Source organism: Ahniella affigens (assembly GCF_003015185.1).
GTDB lineage: Bacteria > Pseudomonadota > Gammaproteobacteria > Xanthomonadales > Ahniellaceae > Ahniella > Ahniella affigens.
In genome coordinates this window covers 3,805,141-3,824,536 of record NZ_CP027860.1, presented here as the reverse complement: position 1 = coordinate 3,824,536, position 19,396 = coordinate 3,805,141, and the positions used below count along the sequence as shown (strand labels likewise).

Here is a 19,396-nt window from a genome sequence, read left to right as displayed (position 1 = left end):
GCTCGGCTGATCGGCAGTCGGACCTACTGCACAATCATGTACTGGCCGGTATCGCAGATTCGCCGGTACTTGGCCTCTTGCTCAGGGCTCTTCGGTGTCCAGCCCATCAGCATGGCCTGGAACTCGTCGATCTCATTGCCGGTTTCCGCGCAGCGCCAAACGCCGTCGTCAAAATGAGCGCTCATGCTTCGAGGCCGACCCTGGTATTTGTCGATCAGGTGCAGAATCACGATGTCGGCTGGTTCCGGGGCGGTATTGGCTTCGAAGCGGAGTCGGGATCGGAAGGCGGTCTGCATGGCTCAAATCTCAGGGTTTTTGCTCCAAAACAAGAATCGTGCCCAAGGCGGTGCCGAATCCTTAACACACGCAAACTGCTGATTTCAGGTAACAAAACGTCGATCTACGGGCCGATTGCAACGCTGGTGAAACACTCTGAAACGGCTTTGTATCGAATTCCCAGCAAGTGCAGCGGATTCTGAATAGAGTGAAGCAGTTCACAGTTTGTATGTGACGCATTTGGGCATCCGTTGCCGCACGTGGTGGCGCCTCGCGACGGGCCGACCGGTCGGAAAAGGGCAGATTCGGGGCAGGGTGACGCGCGGTGACCCCAGTCGGCAAGCGTCTCGTTTTCATGGCGAGGCAACTTGTGGCCACCGGACGCGCCGCCCGGGTGCAAAACTTGCGACCGCAGGGGGCAAGCTGGCATAAGTCTTCACATTGTTGTCATGCTCGGGGCAGGACTGGGAGAACAGAATGGCTTGGCTGTTTGGTTTCATGGGTGCGATCGCCGGCTTGATTTGTGCCGCGGCGATCGAGGCGGAAGGGCTCGGCTTTTTCATGGGCGCGGTGGTCGGTGCGCTGCTCGGTAGCTGGATCAACCTGAGAAGTCGGGTGGGGTCGCTGGAGCAGAAAGTTGCCGATCTGCACCGGCGCCTGTTGGCGGTCAGTCAGTGGGCGGCGCATCCGCAAGCCGAGAAGGAAGTGGCGCCTAAGCCGACCGCGCCCGTTGCGCCGACACCGGTTCCGGCGCCAAGTCGCGAGCCTGCGCATCCCGCTACTGCGCCGACGACTTGGGCCGCGGTTGACGATCGGGGCGTGCCGATTGATCCGACGCCGATCTCGCTCGCGCAACTGGCCGCTGAGGCCGCATCAGAAGCCGCGGCAACGCTGCCGGCAGAGACGCCTAATCAAGCGCCGAGTCGCGCCCGCGCGCCGCTGTTGACGCGCCGCGGCGAAACGCCGCCGCCGCTCGATTTCGCAGACACGCCGGCCCAAGCATCTGCACCGGCGGCTGCACAAAGCCGCCCGCAGGCGCCGCCACCACGCCCACGCGAGCCCGTAGCGCCCGCGACCGGTTTTGGTGCCGATGCCTGGCGTTGGCTGATTGAAGGCAACTGGGTCGCCAAGGTCGGCATCGTGCTCGTGCTGATCGCACTGGGCGCATTTTTCCGCTTTGCGTCCAAGCAAGGCTGGCTGACGTTTCCGATCGAACTCCGTCTTGCGGGCGTCGCCGCTGGCGCCATCGCGGCGTTGTGGCTCGGCTGGCGGGAGCGCGTGCGTCGACGCGTCTTTGCGTTGAATCTGCAAGGCGGCGCGATTGCGGTGCTGCAGTTGACCGTCTTCGCTGCGTACCACATGTATCACTTGCTGCAACCTGCCATGGCGTTCGCGCTGCTGTTTTTGTTGGTGTTCAGCGGCACGATTCTCGCGATCACCCAGCGCTCGCTCGGGCTTGCGGTCTTCGCACTGATCGGTGGCTTCGCTGCCCCGATTCTGGTTTCAACCGGAAGCGGCAATCACGTCGCGCTGTTCTCGTATTATTTGGTGCTCAACACCGGCATCCTGGCGGTCAGCTGGTATCGCGGCTGGCGCGTGTTGAACGTACTGGGCTTTGTATTCACGTTTGTCATCGGCTCACTCTGGGGCGACGACTCCTATCGCCCCGAGTTGTTCAACACCACCGAGCCGTTCCTGATTGCGTTCTTCCTGTTGTACCTGGCAATTCCATTGTTGCCAGCCTTGCGCAATCAAGATCCAGACCGCCGCGACATCGTCGATGGCACGCTCGTATTCGGGACGCCATTGGTCGCGTTTGGTTTGCAAACCGCGCTGCTCAGTCCGAATCGTGACCAGCTCGCGCTGTCGGCCCTGGTGATGGCCATTATTTATGCCGCGCTGTCGGTGTTTGTGTGGCGCCATGCGCAATTGGCGCGTTGGCGCAAAGCCTACGCCGGCTTGAGCCTGGTCTTTGCGACCCTGGTGATTCCGCTGGCCTTCAGTGCCCGCACGACGGCCGCATTCTGGGCGATCGAAGGCGCCGCGATGGTCTGGTTGGGCTTGTCTCAGGATCAACGTCGCCTCCGCTGGGTGGGCCTCTTGCTGCAGTTCATGGCGGGCATCTCGTTGCTGGTTGGCGGTGCGTTGCCAAGCGATGCGCCACTCATCTTGAATCGCATCACCATGACCGGACTGATGATCGCGTTGGCGGGCGTATTCTCGGCCACGATGTATCAGCGGCGCAGCAGCGGTAACGTGCTGTCGCCCATGCTGGTGCTGTGGTCCGCCACATGGTGGTTTGGCCTGGGCTTCATGGAAATCGACCGCATGCTGATTTGGGATCATCGCCCGGACGTGCTGATCGGTTTTCTGGCGGTCAGCGGGCTGATCTTCGCGCTCGCGCGCCGCGGCTTGAAGGTTCCGAGTCTCGGCTGGCCGACCATGTTCATCCTCGCTACGGCCGTAATCTGGGTCATGGTCAGCACCGCGCGGCACAGTGCGCCGTTCAGCGAGACAGGTCTGTACACGATGAGTGCCTACTTCCTGATCGGCCTGCTGAGCTTGTGGACCTTGCGATCGCCTTGGCCTTTGGGCTTGGGCTGGGTACACACGTTCTGGTGGCTGGCGGTGCCGGTCGCGATCCTGTTGCAGATCAACCATGCATTCGATGTGTCGCCGGCGCTGCAAGGATTGGGCGAAGCCTGGCGCCTGGCTGCGCTCGGCCTGCCCGTGTTGGGGCTGACCGCCTTGTTGCTGCGCGAAGCAGACTGGCTCGGCATGCCGCTGCATGAATCCTTCCCGAGTTATCGCATTCGTCCGACCGTGTTCATGGTAGTCGTGGTGATCCTCGGCTTCTTCCTGTTTGCGTTCAGCTCAGGCGACGCTAAACCGCTGCCGTTCGTGCCGCTGTTCAATCCGATCGAGTTGATGCAATGGTTCGCGATTCTGGTGCTGTGGCGCTGGTTCAATCTGCAAACCGATACGGCCGATGCGCGGTACGCGGCCAAGACCGTCATGACTGCCTTGATTTTTGGTCAGATCACGCTGATGACGCTACGCGCCACCCATCAATACGGTGGTGAGGCCTGGTCGCTCAGCATGCTCACGCACAGTCTGCCGAATGCAGCCCTGTCGATTGTCTGGACGGTTCTTGGTATCGCCGGCATGTTGATTGGCTCCAGCCGTGGCCGTCGGGCCATGTGGATCGCTGGTGCCGTCGTGCTCGGCGTCGTGGTCGCGAAGCTGCTGCTGCTCGACATGCGTCTGCTTGGCACATTGCCCAGCATCATCTCGTTGCTGACCGTCGGGATTCTGTTCGTGGCAGTCGGCTACTTCGCGCCGATGCCGCCGTCCAGTATCCCGCTGGTGGCGAGCGATGATGGCGACGACGAATCGGAAAGCGACCAGGAAGGTGCGCCGCGATGAACATTCGCCCAACGGTGCGTGCCAGCCTGCTGACAGGCCTGCTGGCCTTCGTCGCAACGTCAACAAGTGCCGTAACGGTGGCGACGCCGAACGAATTACCCGCGCCGTCGAATCCGGATTTCGCCTATGCGTGGCCGGTGCAAGTCACCGGCACCGACAGTCTGCATCAGCTGACCGTGCCGGCTGACGTGTATCCGGTCTTGACGCGCCTGGACTTGAGCGATCTGACGCTGATCGATGCAACGGGCCAACCGGTGTCCCTGTCGATTCTGCCGCAGCCGTCGTTGAACGCGTGGCTCGATTTGCCTACGCCGATGGAGATTGTCTTGCAGCATGGCCTGCCGCTGACGGACGATGCACCCTATCCATCGGAGCGCTCGCGCATTCGGTTGCTCGTGCAATCGCGCCAGACCGATGTGTTGCCGATTCGCGCGCTGCGCATCAATTACGAGCATCGCCGAGAGTTGCCCGCCGATGCGACCTTTCGCGTCCGGGCTAGCGCTAAGCCCGAGTCCAATGCGAGTGCCGGCGAGTGGCTGCACTTAGACGAGGTGGCATCGCGTTTCAATGCAGATACGCGCACGGGCGAAGTGCGCTTGGTCCTGGAGCCGCAGGCCACGCGCGAACTGGAGCTGATGATTGCACCCATACCAGCATCGGTCACGGTGCGCTCGGTGATGGCCGAGTACGATCTGCGCGAGTCGCCGGAGTTGCGATGGGTCGACACCACCCTGCAGCCGTTGGCGGGTACCGCCACGCAATGGGATATGTTCGAGTATCTGGCGCCTGGACCGGCACGCTTTCATCGTGCCCGGTTCGATCTGGGCGGCGATAAGGTAGGCGAGATCGAACTGATGAGTCTGGACGGTAGCGGCTACTGGGCAGGGCAGGGCGCCATGACGTCTTACGATATTTCGTTGGACGATGCGCGTTTTGCCCGCAACACGCTTGGCTTTCGCGAAGTGCGCGCGCGCCGCTGGCGCGTGATGGTGCGGCCAGCGCCCGAAAGCCCGCCCAAGTTGCAACTTGCCTATCAGCCCGACATTCTGGTGTTCTCCAAGCGCGGCCCCGCCCAGCTCACCTTGCTGGCCGGCAGTCAGCGCGTGCAGCGGCCAAGCTACCCCGTGCTCGACATGGTTGAAGACGTACGTGCGCAATTGGGGCAGGACTGGCAACCTGCAAGAGCCCAGGTTGGCGCGCGCTTTCCGTGGCGCGGGACCGAGGCGTTGAAGCCCGTCCCACCAAAGTCGAACCAGGACTATCGCGCTTGGTTACTGTGGAGTTTGTTGCTCGTCGCCGCCGTGCTGGTCGGCTATATGGCCGTCAACATGTTGCGCGAGACGAACGACGCTGAGTCGAACAAGCCGGACGTGTAAACGCGGCGGCCACAGCGATTGCCGCCGCCGAGCACGCCGTCACAGCATCGTCTTCAAGCGATACAGCGCTTCAAGCGCCTCGCGCGGGCTCAATGAATCAGGATCCACCGCCTTCAACGCTTCGAGCGCGGGCGGCGTCCGATCAAAGAGCGAGAACTGATGCGGGGACGGCGCGCTGGAATCAATCCGCGTCGCCTCGACAAAACTCTGCGCCGCCTGCTCGTGATCGCGCTTCGATTCGAGCGAACGCAGCTTGTCGCGCGCCGCCTGAATCACCGGACGCGGCACGCCAGCCAGTGCCGCGACAGCGAGACCAAAGCTCCGATCCGCCGGGCCATCCTTGACCGCGTGCAAGAACACCAAGGCCTCGCCATGTTCGACGGCATCAAGATGGACATTCGCGACGCCCTCGTACTCGCCCGCGAGCGCCGTCAATTCGAAATAGTGCGTAGCAAACAGCGTATAGGCGCGATTGACGGTCGCCAATTGGACTGCCGCGGCATGCGCGAGCGCCAGACCATCGTAGGTGGACGTGCCGCGACCGACTTCGTCCATTAACACGAGACTTTGCTCAGTCGCGTTGTGCAGAATGTTCGCCGTCTCGCTCATCTCGACCATGAAGGTCGATTGACCCGCGGCGAGATCATCGCCCGAGCCAATGCGCGTGAACATGCGATCAATCGGCCCCAGGCGCAGCGAATCGGCCGGTACAAAACTGCCGATCGATGCGAGCAGCACGATCAGGCACGTTTGGCGCATATACGTGCTCTTACCGCCCATGTTTGGGCCGGTGATGATCAGCATACGCCGGTCTGGGCTCAACGCCGTATCGTTGGGCTCAAACGGGTCGGTGCGCACCGCTTCAACCACCGGGTGACGGCCGCGGCGAATTTCGATGCCCGGTTCATCACTCAGTACCGGGCAGGCCCAGTTCAAACGCTCAGCACGTTCGGCGAGTGCGCCCAGTACATCCAGTTCGGCAAGCGCGGCGCTGGCTTGCTTCAAGGCTTCGATCTCGTTGACCAAGCGATCGAACACGCCTTCCAGTAGTGCCTTTTCGCGCATCAACGAGCGTTCGCGCGCCGACAGGACTTTGTCCTCGAATAGCTTCAGCTCTTCGGTGATGTAACGCTCGGCGCCCTTGACCGTTTGCCGCCGCGTGTAGTGCGTCGGCACCTTGTCGGCATGCGTGTTCGTGATCTCGATGTAGTAGCCGTGCACGCGGTTGTACGCGACGCGCAGTGTGCTGATACCAGTGCTGGCGCGCTCGCGGGCTTCGAGATCGATCAAAAACCCATCGGCATTGATTGACAGTTCCCGAAGCTCATCGAGCTCCGCGTCAAAGCCCGTGCGGATCACACCACCATCGCGGGCAAGCACCGGTGGCTCATCGACGAGTGCGCGATTCAACCAATCGGCGAGCTCAGCATGATCACCCAGTTGTCCGCAGAGTTCGTCCAAACGCGGACATTGCAGATCGGCGAGGAGCGTCGCGAAATCAGGCGCGCGATTCAGCGCGGTACGGAGCCCCGAAAGATCGCGCGGACGCGCCGAGCGCAGCGCCACGCGGGCGAGAATGCGCTCGGTATCGCCGATGCCGCGCAGCAGATCACGCAGCGGTTCGAGTACCCCGCGGTCGATCAGACACTGAATCGCGACTTGGCGTGCGCGCAACGTGGCATGCGTGCGCAGCGGGCGATGCAGCCAACGACGCAGCAGGCGCGCGCCCATTGGGCTCACGGCCGAATCGACCACGCCGAACAGCGTGTGCTGCAAGCGACCACTCGCGTGCGTATCAATCTCCAGATTTCGCCGCGTGGCCGCGTCCATCGCGATCGTCTCGTCGGCCGATTCCACCGACAGCCGCGAGAAATGCGGCAGCTGCGTACGCTGGGTCTCTTTGATGTACGTCAGCAGCGCACCGGCTGCGGCCAACGCATAATGCTGATCGGCACAGCCGAAGCCTTTCAGATCGCGTGTTTTGAAGAATTCGGTGAGGGCGCGCTCGGCGGCATCGCGATCGAAATGCCAAGGTGGCCGCTTGCGCGCGGCACCGAGCTTGTTGAACGGCAATTCGGCTGATTCGTCGAGCAGCAATTCTGCTGGGTTCAAACGCGCCAGTTCGGCGAGCAGCGCGGTCTCGCTCTCGTGCTCGGCCAAAACAAAGCGGCCGCCCGCGAGATCCGCGTAGGCCAAGCCATAGCGGCCGTTCCGCGCCGTGAGGGCGGCCAGCCACAAATCGCGGCGCTCATCGAGCAACGCCTCATCGGTAATCGTGCCCGGGGTCAGCACGCGCACGACTTTGCGCTCGACCAGCCCCTTGCTCGTGGCCGGGTCGCCAATCTGCTCGCAAATTGCGACGGACTCGCCGAGCTTGACGAGTTTCGCGAGATACGGCTCCAACGCATGCACCGGCACGCCGGCCATTGGAATAGGCTGACCTGCCGACGAGCCGCGCTGCGTCAGCGTGACATCCAAGAGCCGCGCCGCCTTGCGGGCGTCGTCATAGAACAACTCGTAAAAGTCGCCCATGCGAAAGAACAACAACAAGTCCGGATGCTCCGACTTGGCGCGGAAAAACTGCCGCATCAACGGCGTGTGTTCGGCAAACGGTTCGGTGGTGGTGGTTTTGCTGTTCACGGCATCAGACAGGGTTCAGGGGCAGGCGGCATCGGTTAAGTGATGCCAGCCTGTCATTGTGCCCGGAACCGGCAGTGCTGACCACGGCCAAGCGGGTGATTTGCTGACAGTCTGTGGGTGATGCCCCGTTTTTCGGGGGCGCCCGATATCCCGATTTCGCGCGTGCCTAGAGCCAGGAGCGGTTTCGGGCAGCTTGAAACTCACCCCGGACTTCAACCGGGGTGGGTTTCGACCGCGAGTATCAGTTCACGCACCATCGTCTTCGTACGACGCCGAGTCATCGAAGTCATCATCGGATTCGGACTCGCCTTCGTCATCAAAGGACTCGGAATCACCTTCGTCCTCGTAAGACGCCGCATCAAGGTCGTCTTCATTGGACTCTGAGTCACCCTCATCGTCATACGACTCCGAATTATCTCCGTCTTCAGAAATCTCCGGAACCGAGGCTTCGTCGTCAAACTCAGGTTCACCGTTGCTTTCTTCGAGCGCGGCATCCTCTGAGTCGTCTATGGCCTCAGCATCGGCCGGCGCCTCTTCGGTCGCAAACGAATCAGCACCATCGCTCTCTGCTGGAGGCGGCGGTGGTGGCGGCGGCGGCGGTGGCGAACTGCCGGATTCGTCCGGCGTCCCAGCGTCTTCTGGCGCCTCCTCGGCAGCAGCGTCACCCTCTGGCTCGGAAGCCTCAGACGCCTTCTCCTGCGGCGCTTCCGTTGTGGGCTTAGGCTGTTCCAGTCCCTGCGCCGCCTTCGCCTTGCGCAGGCTCATGGGTCGCATATCGGTCCAAACACTTTCGATGTACTCGAGGCATTCCGCTTTGGTGCCAGACTTCCCCGCTTCCGACCAGCCCGCCGGCAAGTCTTTATAAGCAGGCCAGATCGAGAATTGCTCTTCGAGGTTGACGATCACTTTGTAGATCGTCTGGTCTTCCGTATCGGATGGAACCGACATTGAGGTCGTCAGCACAAGATGCTGAGGACTGCCGGCCAAGGCGCTCGCTTCGACCACGCTTGCGACAACCGTGCAGCCAAGGACAATCGTGCCAACGATGAGAATACGATGCCGCATCACGCCTCCTGGTTTCCCTGTCTCCCGACCATAGCGCGCCCGAACAATGCGACGCGAAAACATTTGTTGGCGTCTGCGCGAGACTATGGGGGCGCAATGCCTGGCTGTCGTTGTTAGCCGAAGCAGGGGATGGATTCGTTCCTCAGTTTCGGTTTGCAGAAGCATCGCGCGCTGGCGCATGATCGCGTCATGAGCGCGCCAACCGCTACGCCTGATGCCGAATCGAACCGCCTGGTCTCGGGGTTGGGCGCGGTCGTACTTCGGCAAGCGCTGCTGCCATTCGGCGTTTTCGTATTGGATTGGCCGCTGGCGACCGCACTGGCTGCGGTGTCGGCCGAAGTCTTTGTCGGCTACTTGCTGGCGACGGCGCTGCCTTTGATTCTGCAATCGGCTCGGCGTGATTCGACTGCTGCGGCAGGGGGTTTGTGGGTCCGGATCGTGATCGGCACCATCGTGGTCGGCTTCGTCGCCAGTGTCGCCGTCATGGTCGGTGGGCTCGGCCTGTTCGGTGCCTGGATGATGATTCGCACCTTGGCGGGACCAGGCCCGATTCCGCTGCCTTGGGATGCTGTGTTGTTGATCGTGCTTGGCCTAATCTGGTTTGCATTCGATCAAGTGCAACGCATTTGTGCCGAGAAAAACCAACTGCGGCCGCAGGAGTTGGAACGCGTGCGGATGCTGGAGACGCTGTACAAAGTGGTGGTCGTCGCGAACGTGTTTCTGTTCGCCGGGATGTTTGCCTCGAAGCTCGGCGAATCCGGGCTCCGCTGGGTGATCCCGATCTGCGCAGTGGGATTCGTGCTCGTCGAATGGCAAATCGCCCGCCAGCGCGCGTGGGCGAAGTACGTGTTGCCAATGCCGCCGGAGCCGCCGCGTCGACGCGATGAGCGCGAGGACTATTGCTAAGGAGCCTCTGAACAAGTTCAGAGGCGACGCGGGCCATGGATGGCCCGCCCAGAATCGAGCACGCTAGTGCTCGATTCTGGCGCACTGAGTCCGGACACGTGCCGGACTCAGTGCGGGTCTGAAAGTCCAGGATGGACTTGTTCAGACCGGCCCTAATTAGTTCGAGCAGCCAGCATGCCGACGCTTCGGAACCACGTTAGCGCATAAGCGATTGCGGCGTCCGGATCGTGCTCAGCGACAAAGCCCAGCGCCTGCTTAGCCTTGCTGCCATCCAAAAACTGCCCAGCCGTAATGATCGCCAAAGCCGTCTCATCCAGATCAGGCTTTTGACCGCCAAATCTTCGATAGCGCCAATGATTGAACCGCGCAATCAGCGTGGCCACCGCCAGCGGCGCGGGCTTCGGGGCTGGCATGCCCGCATGTTTGGCAATCTTGCCGGTGAGGTCTCGCATGTCGATGTTCGTGCCGGTCAGCAAGTAGCGTTGACCGCTCTGGCCGCGCGTGGCGACCAGCGCAATCCCGCGACCCGCATCGCGTGCATCAATCACATTGCGCTTGCCCGGTAAGTAACGCGGAAACTTGCCACTGGCGATGCCAACAATCAGCCGCCCCGTCGTAGGGCCATAGTCAAACGCGCCAAACGTCATCGCTGGAATCGCAATCGCGACCCATTGACCCGCGGCTGCTGCTGCCAGAGCCATCTGATCCATGCGCCATTTCGCGAGCAGATAGCCGCTGCGATGTTTGGGCCGCTCGGAATAGCTCTGAGTCTCGTCTGCGGCTTGGCCGTCCTGGCGTCGCGCCAGTGCAATCGCGCCGCCGACATAGACGAGCCGGCAATTTGCTTGGCGGCAGGCATCCAGAATCCGCTGCATTTGCGCGGTGGCGATTGCCTCGTCGTCCTTCGGCGCGCGAGGTTCGGGCGGGTAATAGGCCGCGGCATGAATCAGCACGTCCACCCCCGCCAACACCCGAGCGAGATCCGCCGAAGGGTAGTCGGCATCGGCCGTTCGTGCTTCAAATTGGAGATCCGAAAGCCGGTCGAGTTTGGAGCCTGCGCGATGCAAGACAACCAGTTCTTCGCCCATTGCCTGCAAGGCGAGGGCGGTGTGGTGACCGAGCATGCCGGTGGCACCAAGGATGGCGATTTTCATGAAGTGCTCCAGGGCGCGTGGTTGATCTCGATTCTAGCGATCTAAGTGAGTTGCGATGCGATCTGTTGTTCTGGTGGTCGATCGCGGGGGAGGGGGAACGTCTCCCTCTCCCACGCGAGTGGGAGAGGGCCGGGGAGAGGGCTACTTGCGACAAACTCACCAACTCCCTCTCTCATCAAACACGCCGAAACCCATTGGTATTGATAACCAATAAATTGCGGTTGGTGACGATTCTGACCGCAAGTAACCCCCTCCCCGGGCCCTCCCCCCACCGCGCTCGCGGGGGAGGGAGTCGACTCCCTCTCCCACGCGAGTGGGAGAGGGCTGGGGAGAGGGCTACTTGCCGCACTGCGCCGTCGCAAGAATCGCGCATCGCCGCCGACAGTTTGATGCGCGAATAAGCGCACCAAAGGGGCGGCTGAACTCCCACGCGAGTGGAAGCGGGCCGGGGAGCGGGCTACTTGCGACAAACTTACCAACTCCCTCTCCCACGCGAGTGGGAGAGGGCTGGGGAGAGGGCTACTTGCGACCAGCCCACCAACTCCCTCTCCCACGCGAGTGGGAGAGGGCTGGGGAGAGGGCTACTTGCGACCAGCCCACCAACTCCCTCCTCCACGCGAGTGGAAGCGCGCCGGGGAGAGGGCTACTTGCGACAAACCAGCACGCAACAAACATCCACCTAACATTTCACCCCCAATCCCGCCCTTTCCCCGGCCGTGAATGGTCAGAACCAAGCCGGTACACTGTGCGTCTCAGCCGGCCCTCCGGGTCGCACGGATCAAAAAAACATGTGTGGAATTGTTGGCATTGCAGCGCGTCGGGACGTCGTCGGTAACCTAATCTACGGCCTGAAAGCGCTCGAATATCGCGGCTACGACTCGGCCGGAATCGCCTTGATCACCGATCAAGGCCTCACCCGTTTGCGCGCCAAGGGCAAGGTCGCCGAGCTCGAACAGTTGCAGCAGCAGCACAGCGTGCAAGGCCACACCGGCATCGCCCACACACGCTGGGCCACCCATGGCGTACCGGCCGAGCGCAATGCCCACCCCATGACCTCGCGCGACGAAATCGCTGTGGTCCACAACGGCATCATCGAAAACCACGCCGAACTGCGCGACGAACTGCGCGCCAAAGGCTACGACTTCACATCCGAGACCGACACCGAAGTCATCGCCCACCTCGTGCACGCCGAGAAAGCCGCCGGCAAAGACCTGCTCGACGCCGTGCTGACCGTCGTTAGGCGTCTGCATGGCGCCTACGCGATTGCCGTGCTGTCATTGCAAGACCCAGGTCGCGTTATCGGCGCACGCAAAGGCAGCCCGATGGTGATGGGCCTCGGTGATGGCGAGCATTACATCGCATCCGACATCCACGCGCTGCTGCCCATCACGCGCCGCTTTGTCTATCTCGAAGAAGGCGATGTCGCCGAAATCACGATCGAGCGCGCCCGCGTGTTCGACATCCACGGCGTCGAACAACAACGCAAAGTCAAAGAAGCACACTTCTCCGCCGATGCCGTCGAGCGCGGCGAATATCGCCACTACATGCTGAAAGAGATCCACGAGCAACCCGTGGCCGTGGCCGACACACTCGAAGGCCGCCTGCTCGACGGCCAGATCCTGACCGGTATCTTCGGCCCGCAAGCCGTGCAATTGCTGAAGCAGACCGAAGCCGTGCAGTTTGTCGCGTGTGGCTCGAGCTATCACGCCTCGATGGTCGCCAAGTATTGGATCGAAGCCCTCGCGCGCATTCCGGTCTCCGTCGAAATCGCGAGCGAATACCGCTACCGCGACCCCGTCGTGCCGAAGAACACCTTGCTCGTCACCGTGTCGCAATCCGGCGAAACCGCCGATACGCTTGCGGCCTTGCGCATGGCGAAGAGCCTCGGCTATCTCGCCGAACTCGCGATCTGCAACGTGCCCGAATCGTCCCTCGTGCGCGAGTCGGCCCTGTGCCTGATGACCCGCGCCGGCCCCGAAATCGGCGTCGCCTCAACGAAAGCATTCGTTACCCAACTCACCGCGTTGCTGCTGCTCGCCCTCGAACTCGGCCGCCAACATGGCCTCGATGCAACCCGCTATCGCGATGGCGTGACGCAACTCGAGCACCTGCCCCAAGCCGTCGCCGACGCTCTCAAGCTCGACCCCGAAATCCGCGTATTGGCCGAACGCTTCGCGAGCAAACACCACGCACTGTTCCTGGGCCGCGGCCGCCAGTTCCCAATCGCGATGGAAGGCGCGCTCAAGCTCAAAGAAATCTCGTACATCCACGCCGAAGCGTACCCGGCAGGCGAACTGAAACACGGCCCCCTCGCACTCGTCGACGAAGACATGCCCGTCATCGCCGTCGCGCCGAATGACCACCTGCTCGAAAAACTCAAAAGCAACATCGAAGAAGTCCGCGCCCGCGGCGGCCAGCTGATCGTGTTCGCCGACAAGAGCGTCAGCCGCGGCATCACCCACCCACAAGAAACCCTCCTCGAACTCGAACCCTGCGGCGAACTCATCGCCCCAATCGTGTTCACCATCCCCCTGCAACTGCTGTCGTATCACGTTGCGGTGTTGAAGGGCACCGATGTGGATCAGCCGCGGAATTTGGCTAAGAGTGTGACGGTAGAGTAATTCTGGTGCGAGTGGGTGCCTGCATCTCTTCCGGCAACTCGCGGTACCAAGCTGCACGCTGGCCGTGGACTTCACGGTATCGAGATTGACAAGTCTTTGGTCATCCACTTTTCCGATTTTTCTGAGCCGAACCTCAGAAAATTCCCAATGTGCGGGGCGCTCCAGGCCGGCACCATGACGCCTCCCCCAGCTACTGACGGTAGTAGTTAGGCGCGCACGGTGCGTGAACTGAAGCGTTGTGACAGCGGCGACCAAATGCTTACCGAAACCAACCACACAGAAAAAATGCTTCCGATGCCGCCGAGAAACGATTCTAAGGGAGAATGAATTCCGTGCCCTGAGAAAGGAGACAGGAGTAAAGCGGCGATAAAGCTGCCGAGCAGCAAAAACGCGCAGCGCTCCAGAAGAAGAACAAGCCGACGAGCCCGATTGCGTTCGCTGTCCCGGCCGCCATTGAACCCCAGTAGAGCGCTTCCGGTGGTAGGAGTGCACCGTGTGTGGAGTACTCAGTGAACTGCGCAACATTCGGTTCAATGCCTGAGAAGCCGTATGCAGGCAGCACTGCCGCCAGGACGGAGCAGAGCACCGCAATTACGACAGCGGTGCGAAAGGTCGTTGCAGATGGCGACATCGTTTCCATGCGCACTTAACGAAGCTGTAGAAAGAGTGGCCTCGATCCTGCTTCCTTCGGTGATTGAGCGCAAGGGGGTCGGCAGTGGCTCGTTACAAGTATGTCGACATGAGCCCGCGGTTTTTGCCGGTGGTGCTGGAGGATCAACTGGTGACTGGTTCCTCTGCCCATGCGACGCACCATCTGGTGGATACACTGGACTTGTCTGGATTTGATCTTCCCCCTGTTTGTCGGACACCTGCAACTCGAATCATCGTCTGCCAGTAGCGCCGAACTTGCTGGAGCAGGACTTTCGGGCACACCGACCGAATCAGAAATGGGTCAGCGACACAACGTGCATCGGACCCGATGAAGGCTGGCTGTATCTGGCAGTCGTGCTCGATCTTCACTCGCGAATGGTCGTCGGCTGGTCGATGTCTGGCCGAATGAAGGCGACGCTGGTCTGCGATGCGCCGAAAATGGCGCAATTCCGTCGTCAGCGGCCGAGGGGCGTGATTTTGCACTCTGATCGAGGCAGTCCAGTACTGTTCCAGCGAATATCGCGAGCTTGCCGCTGAGAACGGCCTACAGCTGAGCATGAGCGCCAGGGGCAACTGCTACGACAATGCCGCCATGAAGCGTTGGAACCACAGCCTGAAGGTCGAGGCGATTCACGGCGAACGATTCACATCGAGAGTCGCCGCGCGAACGCAGGTATTTGACTACATCGAGGTCTACTACAATCGAAACCGGCTCCACTCAGCACTCGGGCATCGAAGCCCGGCTCAGTTTGAGCTATCAAAAGCCGCTTAACGAAGTGTCCGGAAAACCGGGGCAAGATCATTTTCGGGATTCAGGACTGTCGGAGCTTCTCACGGGCGGTCAACGACTATCTGAAAGTTATTCAAGGCGACTTGAGTGACTTTGTAGGTATTCATCAAGACTGATTGTTAGACTGTGCTAGCGAACATGGTGTGTAAATGACGAGAAAGCTCGCACTATATTTAGTTCTTCTGTGCTTACTGGTTCTGGGTTGCCTCGGCATGCTTCAGGTCGTTCAGGGAGAGAGGCTTCGCCGAGCGACCAGTGAAGCGGCGGCGCTGTGTCAGGTGTACGCGAAACAAGGCGATTGTCCTGTATCAGGGTCTGCCGCAGTGACGCTGGACCCATGGGGGCGCGAGTACCGGTGTAGGAAGATTGCCGATGGCGTCGTTTCGACCGAATCCGACGGAGGCGCGACGATTTTTGGTGCGAAGCACATTGTGGTGTGCCGATCCGAATCCAGCGGTTCTTGCCGATGTGCGATCAATCCATAGATGGCAAGGGGCCTGACCCGGTGATCAGTTGTTAGTTTTGGACACGCCAATATCATTTGAGCGGCCCGGGAATCAGAGACGGAGATGGCTTGATCGATCTGCTCAAAATGTTTACTGACTTTCTGTTCGGAAATGGGGCCGTAAACGTGTGCCCAGCCGAGGACACGAGAACGCAGGCGGAAATTGATGCGATGATGGAAGAATGTTACAAGTCTGGATGGTGTGTATGACTGTGCAGCGCATTCTCCTTGGAATTGTTTGCCTAGTTACCTTGGCGGCAAACTGCGCCCTAAGATGGCGCCTTAGAGAGACTCATTGTTCCTGGCAATTTGAGTATCAAATCTTGTCGAGCGGGCGTTCCTGGATTCCGCGCTCATGCATGAGCGCATGGCTGATTGCCCAGGGATTTCGTCTGCGTGACCCGGAGAAAGTTTGCCATGCGGCGAACTTTCAGGTTCAACAGCGGTGGCAATCTTCAAAGACTTCGGTGTTGCTTGCTCTTTCGGAATGTGCAGCGTGGGTGAGGGACCACGCTCAGTTCACTCGCTTGACTGACGAACTGCTAAAAAGGCCCGATTTCGAACAACAAGACCGCGACTACCTCGATGACCTTCGTCTCCTGCGCTCTGGCGACCTTGCCGCTTCAACGCTGCCGCAACACGGACGGCCGCCCTGGTCACGTATCCCATGGATCTGCATGGTCTATTCGTTGGAAACAATGGCAAGATCCGGTGAGAATCTGAATACACCAGAGAATCGGACGTTCCTGTCCGACACGCTCAGTTGGATTCCTGAATGGCGAGTCGAGGAAAGGCAAGCACTTTCAGACTTGATGCCGGAGAAATCTGCATCCTGAAAGACGGAAGCCAAGACACCCATAGGTTCCACGAAACCTTCTCCGCTGAGCCGTCTTCCAGCAAGGTCCGTGCTCTAAGGTCATGACACGGCCTCGATGCAACCCGCTATCGCGACGGCGTAACGCAACTCGAACACCTGCCACAAGCCGTGGCTGATGCGCTCAAGTTAGACCCAGAAATCCGTGTATTGGCCGAACGCTTCGCGAGCAAACATCACGCCCTGTTCCTGGGCCGCGGCCGCCAGTTCCCGATCGCGATGGAAGGCGCGCTGAAGCTCAAAGAAATCTCGTACATCCACGCCGAAGCGTATCCCGCCGGCGAACTCAAACACGGCCCCCTCGCACTCGTCGACGAAGACATGCCCGTCATCGCCGTCGCGCCAAACGACCACCTGCTCGAAAAGCTGAAAAGCAACATCGAAGAAGTGCGCGCCCGCGGCGGCCAACTCATCGTATTCGCCGATAAAAGCGTCAGCCGCGGCATCACCCACCCACAAGAAACCCTCCTCGAACTCGAACCCTGCGGCGAACTCATCGCCCCAATTGTGTTCACCATCCCCCTGCAACTGCTGTCGTATCACGTGGCGGTGTTGAAGGGCACGGATGTGGATCAGCCGCGGAACTTGGCTAAGAGCGTGACGGTGGAGTAGGGATAGCCAAGAGTCGAATACATTGTGAAGTGAACGAACAAAGTCTGTCGCGGGTGTCGGGCTACAGACCGCGCCGTTGTATGCTCTCAAAAAGACGATGAAGCGGCCAAGTTTGTCGCGAGCCCTTCCGAGGGGTTGTCAAGATTCTTGTGTTCACGAGGCTCGTCGAGACCCTTGAGTCAATTGCATGCCAAGCTCCCCCGGAGGAATTGTGATCAGCGAGAGCCCTACCATGTTATTTCGAGCGCTGTGGATTCTGTGCCTTGCAGTTGGCGAGGCAGTAGCCGGCGTGACGGATCCATCGTTGACGATCAATCCTTCATCGCCACTTGCGGGACAAGAGGTGGTGGCCACCGTGGCAGTCACAGGGTGCACATTGCTGCCACCGGCGGCGACCGTCGTGAGAGATGGGTCCACTGTCCGGCTTGAACTTGAGATCCCAGACTTCTGCACGCCGCCCGATGTGGTTCCTCAGAGGGCGTACTCCCTCGGAGCGTTTAGTCAAGGACAGTACGTCGTTGAGTTGTATTACTGCAGCAATCCGCCGCCACCCCTGCCGCGTTGCAGTTTGGTGCGCTCTCAAGCAATGGTTGTTCGGGGAACTCAACATGGCGTGCCAGCACTCGACGCGAGGAGTGCATCGCTGTTGTTACTCGCAACACTTTTTCTGGGCGTTGTGCATGTTTGGCGGCGGCGCTGAACGCTACATGCCCAATGTCCTTTGTCCGGATCCGGAGGTGTCTTTCACGAAAGGTCGGGAGCCCATTTGGATTCGGATGCAGGCGATTCCTGGCGGTCGAATTGCCGGGTACGTCAAAGAATGCCAATTCAGCTTGTGCGACCCGCACCAGAACTGGGCGAGACAGACTCTATGCTCAAGATTGTCGCTTTTGCGTTGTTTTAGTGCTTCGCGACTGACTTTGGTCGTTTCATCATAATTCGGAGGCGCTGATCTGGCGCGGTTACCAGCTAGACCTCCGAGACAGGCTTAAATCATTCATTTCACTTGCTTCTTTTCCGGCAACTCGCGATACCAAGCTGCGCGCTGGCCCTTGACTTCGCGGTAACGAAGTTCAAAGACACGCGATTCATGCACGACTTGGCGCCAGCTGGTGCATCCATACTTGCTAGGACACTGATCTGGGTACCGCTCGGTAACCCACTGTTCTGCCAGCTTGACCAGTGTCCATCCGTCGACGGCTAGGCTACTGGTCGCTTCGCGCAGCGCACTTACGATGCCAGAGGCAGGCCAGTCCACGCTGCCGTCCGGGGCAATGCCATTGATGATGAGGTCTTGGATTGCGTCTGATTCAAGGAGGGCTACGGTAAGACTTCGGGCACTATCCATGTGCTTGGCCCATTCTCGAAGCTGCTCGAAGCGCTCGTCGATTTGATTGTAGGCTGCAGCCAGAGCATCCTGTGCACTGAGACATCCCTCTGCGGTCCAAATGTTGTGTTGGTCGATAAAATGATGCACGAGGTTGTTCCGCAACTGAACGAGCTCTTTCAGTCCATGCTTTACTCGCTGGTGATCGTCGTCCGAAAGGGTCAAATGGGTTCGGATGCTCACTGAATCGACTTGTTCAGGAGCACTGATCGCCAAGGCCGCGTTCGCACCAACTTCCTGGGTAACTACATATGAATCCATGAGCTGACCAACCAGGGTGCCGAGGGTTTGGCCACCGGTGCTAGCGATTCGTGCAGCCCGTATAGCCTCTAGTTCGAGCATTGGACCAGATAACTCGTGATGCGCCACGATCAGCTTGATGACCCGCTCATACTGCTGCAGCCGAATCAAACACCGTCCGAGCAGACGCTGAACGTCGCGCTGGGGGGCGTCAAGTGGGTCCTCGGTCATCGAAATCAGTGCCTCGATTCATTATTCTTCTTCGCCCGCAGTATCGCGAACATTGACATGGGGTTTGGGATTCGCAGAACGCTAGCTTACCCGAAAGCCATCATAGCGCTTTCAAAAATCGCCGGGTAAGGCTGCGATTATCCACCCAGTATACGTCTGAGAGGCGCTTCTGATCTGCCGCATCAATGGATGACGGCATCGATCGGACCCATGCTGCAGATCTGGGGAGCTGAATGCTCACTCTTAAGTCGGGGAATACACCGTGAACTGAAAGTGCGCTGCCTCATAAGACTCGTGCTCCGATCTCGCCATCGTCTTTGTCGGCCCGGCGGACACAGCTACCGCGCTACGCGTGACTCGGACGCGAACTCCTCAATCCGGGCGCTCAGCCAGCCGAATCCCACCCATTCTTGCTCCAGTCGCAACTTGGCTTGAAGGCGATTGAAGCGGAGCTCGTCACAGACCGCGGCCTCATCAGCCGAGAGATACGGCAATTCGTGGCGTGTGGGGCCTGGCTCTTAGCCCCAGAGCGGGCGGTGGGCTATTGGCCTCTCGCGATCCATGAGGAGCGGTGCCGCGTGCGGAAGATGGCAGCGGAGCTGGTCGAGGATGGAAAAGCTGTTAGCGCCAGTTGTGTCGGTG

10 protein-coding genes and 3 pseudogenes are annotated in these 19,396 nt (G+C 60.2%); 7 read left to right on the top strand and 6 right to left on the bottom strand.

All coding sequences use genetic code 11. The annotated features are described in order from the left end of the window. Window positions 1–23: 23 nt before the first annotated feature. Entirely contained in the window at window positions 24–296 is a 273-nt protein-coding gene (locus tag C7S18_RS14735) for a hypothetical protein (RefSeq protein ID WP_106892283.1), read from the bottom strand. Window positions 297–753: 457 nt separating this feature from the next. On the opposite strand from C7S18_RS14735, the gene C7S18_RS14730 reads away from it, so the two are divergent. Beyond that, on the top strand, window positions 754–3,702 hold the full coding sequence (locus C7S18_RS14730; RefSeq protein WP_106892282.1) for a DUF2339 domain-containing protein: 2,949 nt from the start codon (window positions 754–756) through the stop codon (window positions 3,700–3,702). Then, window positions 3,699–5,078 (top strand): DUF3999 family protein, encoded by a 1,380-nt coding sequence (locus C7S18_RS14725; protein WP_106892281.1) that lies wholly within the window; start codon window positions 3,699–3,701, stop codon window positions 5,076–5,078. The genes C7S18_RS14730 and C7S18_RS14725 overlap by 4 nt, the downstream gene beginning before the upstream one ends. Window positions 5,079–5,117: 39 nt before the next feature. On the opposite strand, the gene mutS is transcribed toward C7S18_RS14725, so the two are convergent. Beyond that, on the bottom strand, window positions 5,118–7,667 hold the full coding sequence (gene mutS, locus C7S18_RS14720; protein ID WP_106894046.1) for a DNA mismatch repair protein MutS: 2,550 nt from the start codon (window positions 7,665–7,667) through the stop codon (window positions 5,118–5,120). Window positions 7,668–7,964: 297 nt separating this feature from the next. Then, on the bottom strand, window positions 7,965–8,783 hold the full coding sequence (locus C7S18_RS25385) for an MbtH family protein (protein WP_276309412.1): 819 nt from the start codon (window positions 8,781–8,783) through the stop codon (window positions 7,965–7,967). A gap of 129 nt (window positions 8,784–8,912) precedes the next feature. Here C7S18_RS25385 and C7S18_RS14710 point away from each other — a divergent pair, with 129 nt between their 5' ends. Further along, window positions 8,913–9,689, top strand: a complete 777-nt coding sequence (locus C7S18_RS14710; RefSeq protein ID WP_106892280.1) for a hypothetical protein — start codon at window positions 8,913–8,915, stop codon at window positions 9,687–9,689. 152 nt (window positions 9,690–9,841) lie between these two features. Here the strand turns inward: C7S18_RS14710 and C7S18_RS14705 are convergent, their stop codons facing one another. Continuing rightward, window positions 9,842–10,843 carry an NAD-dependent epimerase/dehydratase family protein gene (locus tag C7S18_RS14705; RefSeq protein WP_106892279.1) on the bottom strand — a complete coding sequence of 334 codons (1,002 nt, stop codon included), beginning with the start codon at window positions 10,841–10,843 and terminating at the stop codon, window positions 9,842–9,844. 788 nt (window positions 10,844–11,631) lie between these two features. Between C7S18_RS14705 and glmS the strand changes: the two genes are divergently transcribed. From glmS to C7S18_RS14670, 4 genes and pseudogenes are all read left to right on the top strand, one after another. Further along, window positions 11,632–13,464, top strand: coding sequence for a glutamine--fructose-6-phosphate transaminase (isomerizing) (glmS, locus tag C7S18_RS14700; RefSeq protein WP_106892278.1), 1,833 nt, complete (start codon window positions 11,632–11,634; stop codon window positions 13,462–13,464). An 867-nt stretch (window positions 13,465–14,331) separates the two neighbouring features. Beyond that, window positions 14,332–14,887: pseudogene (locus tag C7S18_RS25025) on the top strand (IS3 family transposase); the annotation flags it as partial. Between the two features lie 882 nt (window positions 14,888–15,769). Then, window positions 15,770–16,246: a hypothetical protein gene (locus C7S18_RS14675; protein ID WP_106892274.1), complete on the top strand. Its 477-nt coding sequence runs from the start codon at window positions 15,770–15,772 to the stop codon at window positions 16,244–16,246. 86 nt (window positions 16,247–16,332) lie between these two features. Then, window positions 16,333–16,896 (top strand): annotated as a pseudogene (locus C7S18_RS14670) (SIS domain-containing protein); the annotation flags it as partial. A gap of 997 nt (window positions 16,897–17,893) precedes the next feature. Here C7S18_RS14670 and C7S18_RS14665 read toward each other — a convergent pair. Then, complete coding sequence (locus C7S18_RS14665; protein WP_106892272.1) at window positions 17,894–18,754, bottom strand: OST-HTH/LOTUS domain-containing protein; 861 nt, start codon at window positions 18,752–18,754, stop codon at window positions 17,894–17,896. A 338-nt stretch (window positions 18,755–19,092) separates the two neighbouring features. Beyond that, window positions 19,093–19,317, bottom strand: a pseudogene (locus C7S18_RS14660) (Wadjet anti-phage system protein JetD domain-containing protein). Window positions 19,318–19,396 lie beyond the last annotated feature (79 nt).

Excerpts from the sequence above, each read along its gene's own strand:
- C7S18_RS14675 (WP_106892274.1), top strand. The coding sequence starts at position 15,770 with ATGAGCGCATGGCTGATTGCCCAGGGATTTCGTCTGCGTGACCCGGAG.
- C7S18_RS25385 (WP_276309412.1), bottom strand. The coding sequence starts at position 8,783 with ATGCGGCATCGTATTCTCATCGTTGGCACGATTGTCCTTGGCTGCACG.
- C7S18_RS14735 (WP_106892283.1), bottom strand. The coding sequence starts at position 296 with ATGCAGACCGCCTTCCGATCCCGACTCCGCTTCGAAGCCAATACCGCC.
- C7S18_RS14730 (WP_106892282.1), top strand. The coding sequence starts at position 754 with ATGGCTTGGCTGTTTGGTTTCATGGGTGCGATCGCCGGCTTGATTTGT.
- C7S18_RS14725 (WP_106892281.1), top strand. The coding sequence starts at position 3,699 with ATGAACATTCGCCCAACGGTGCGTGCCAGCCTGCTGACAGGCCTGCTG.
- mutS (WP_106894046.1), bottom strand. The coding sequence starts at position 7,667 with ATGCGGCAGTTTTTCCGCGCCAAGTCGGAGCATCCGGACTTGTTGTTG.
- C7S18_RS14705 (WP_106892279.1), bottom strand. The coding sequence starts at position 10,843 with ATGAAAATCGCCATCCTTGGTGCCACCGGCATGCTCGGTCACCACACC.
- C7S18_RS14665 (WP_106892272.1), bottom strand. The coding sequence starts at position 18,754 with ATGACCGAGGACCCACTTGACGCCCCCCAGCGCGACGTTCAGCGTCTG.
- C7S18_RS14710 (WP_106892280.1), top strand. The coding sequence starts at position 8,913 with ATGGATTCGTTCCTCAGTTTCGGTTTGCAGAAGCATCGCGCGCTGGCG.
- glmS (WP_106892278.1), top strand. The coding sequence starts at position 11,632 with ATGTGTGGAATTGTTGGCATTGCAGCGCGTCGGGACGTCGTCGGTAAC.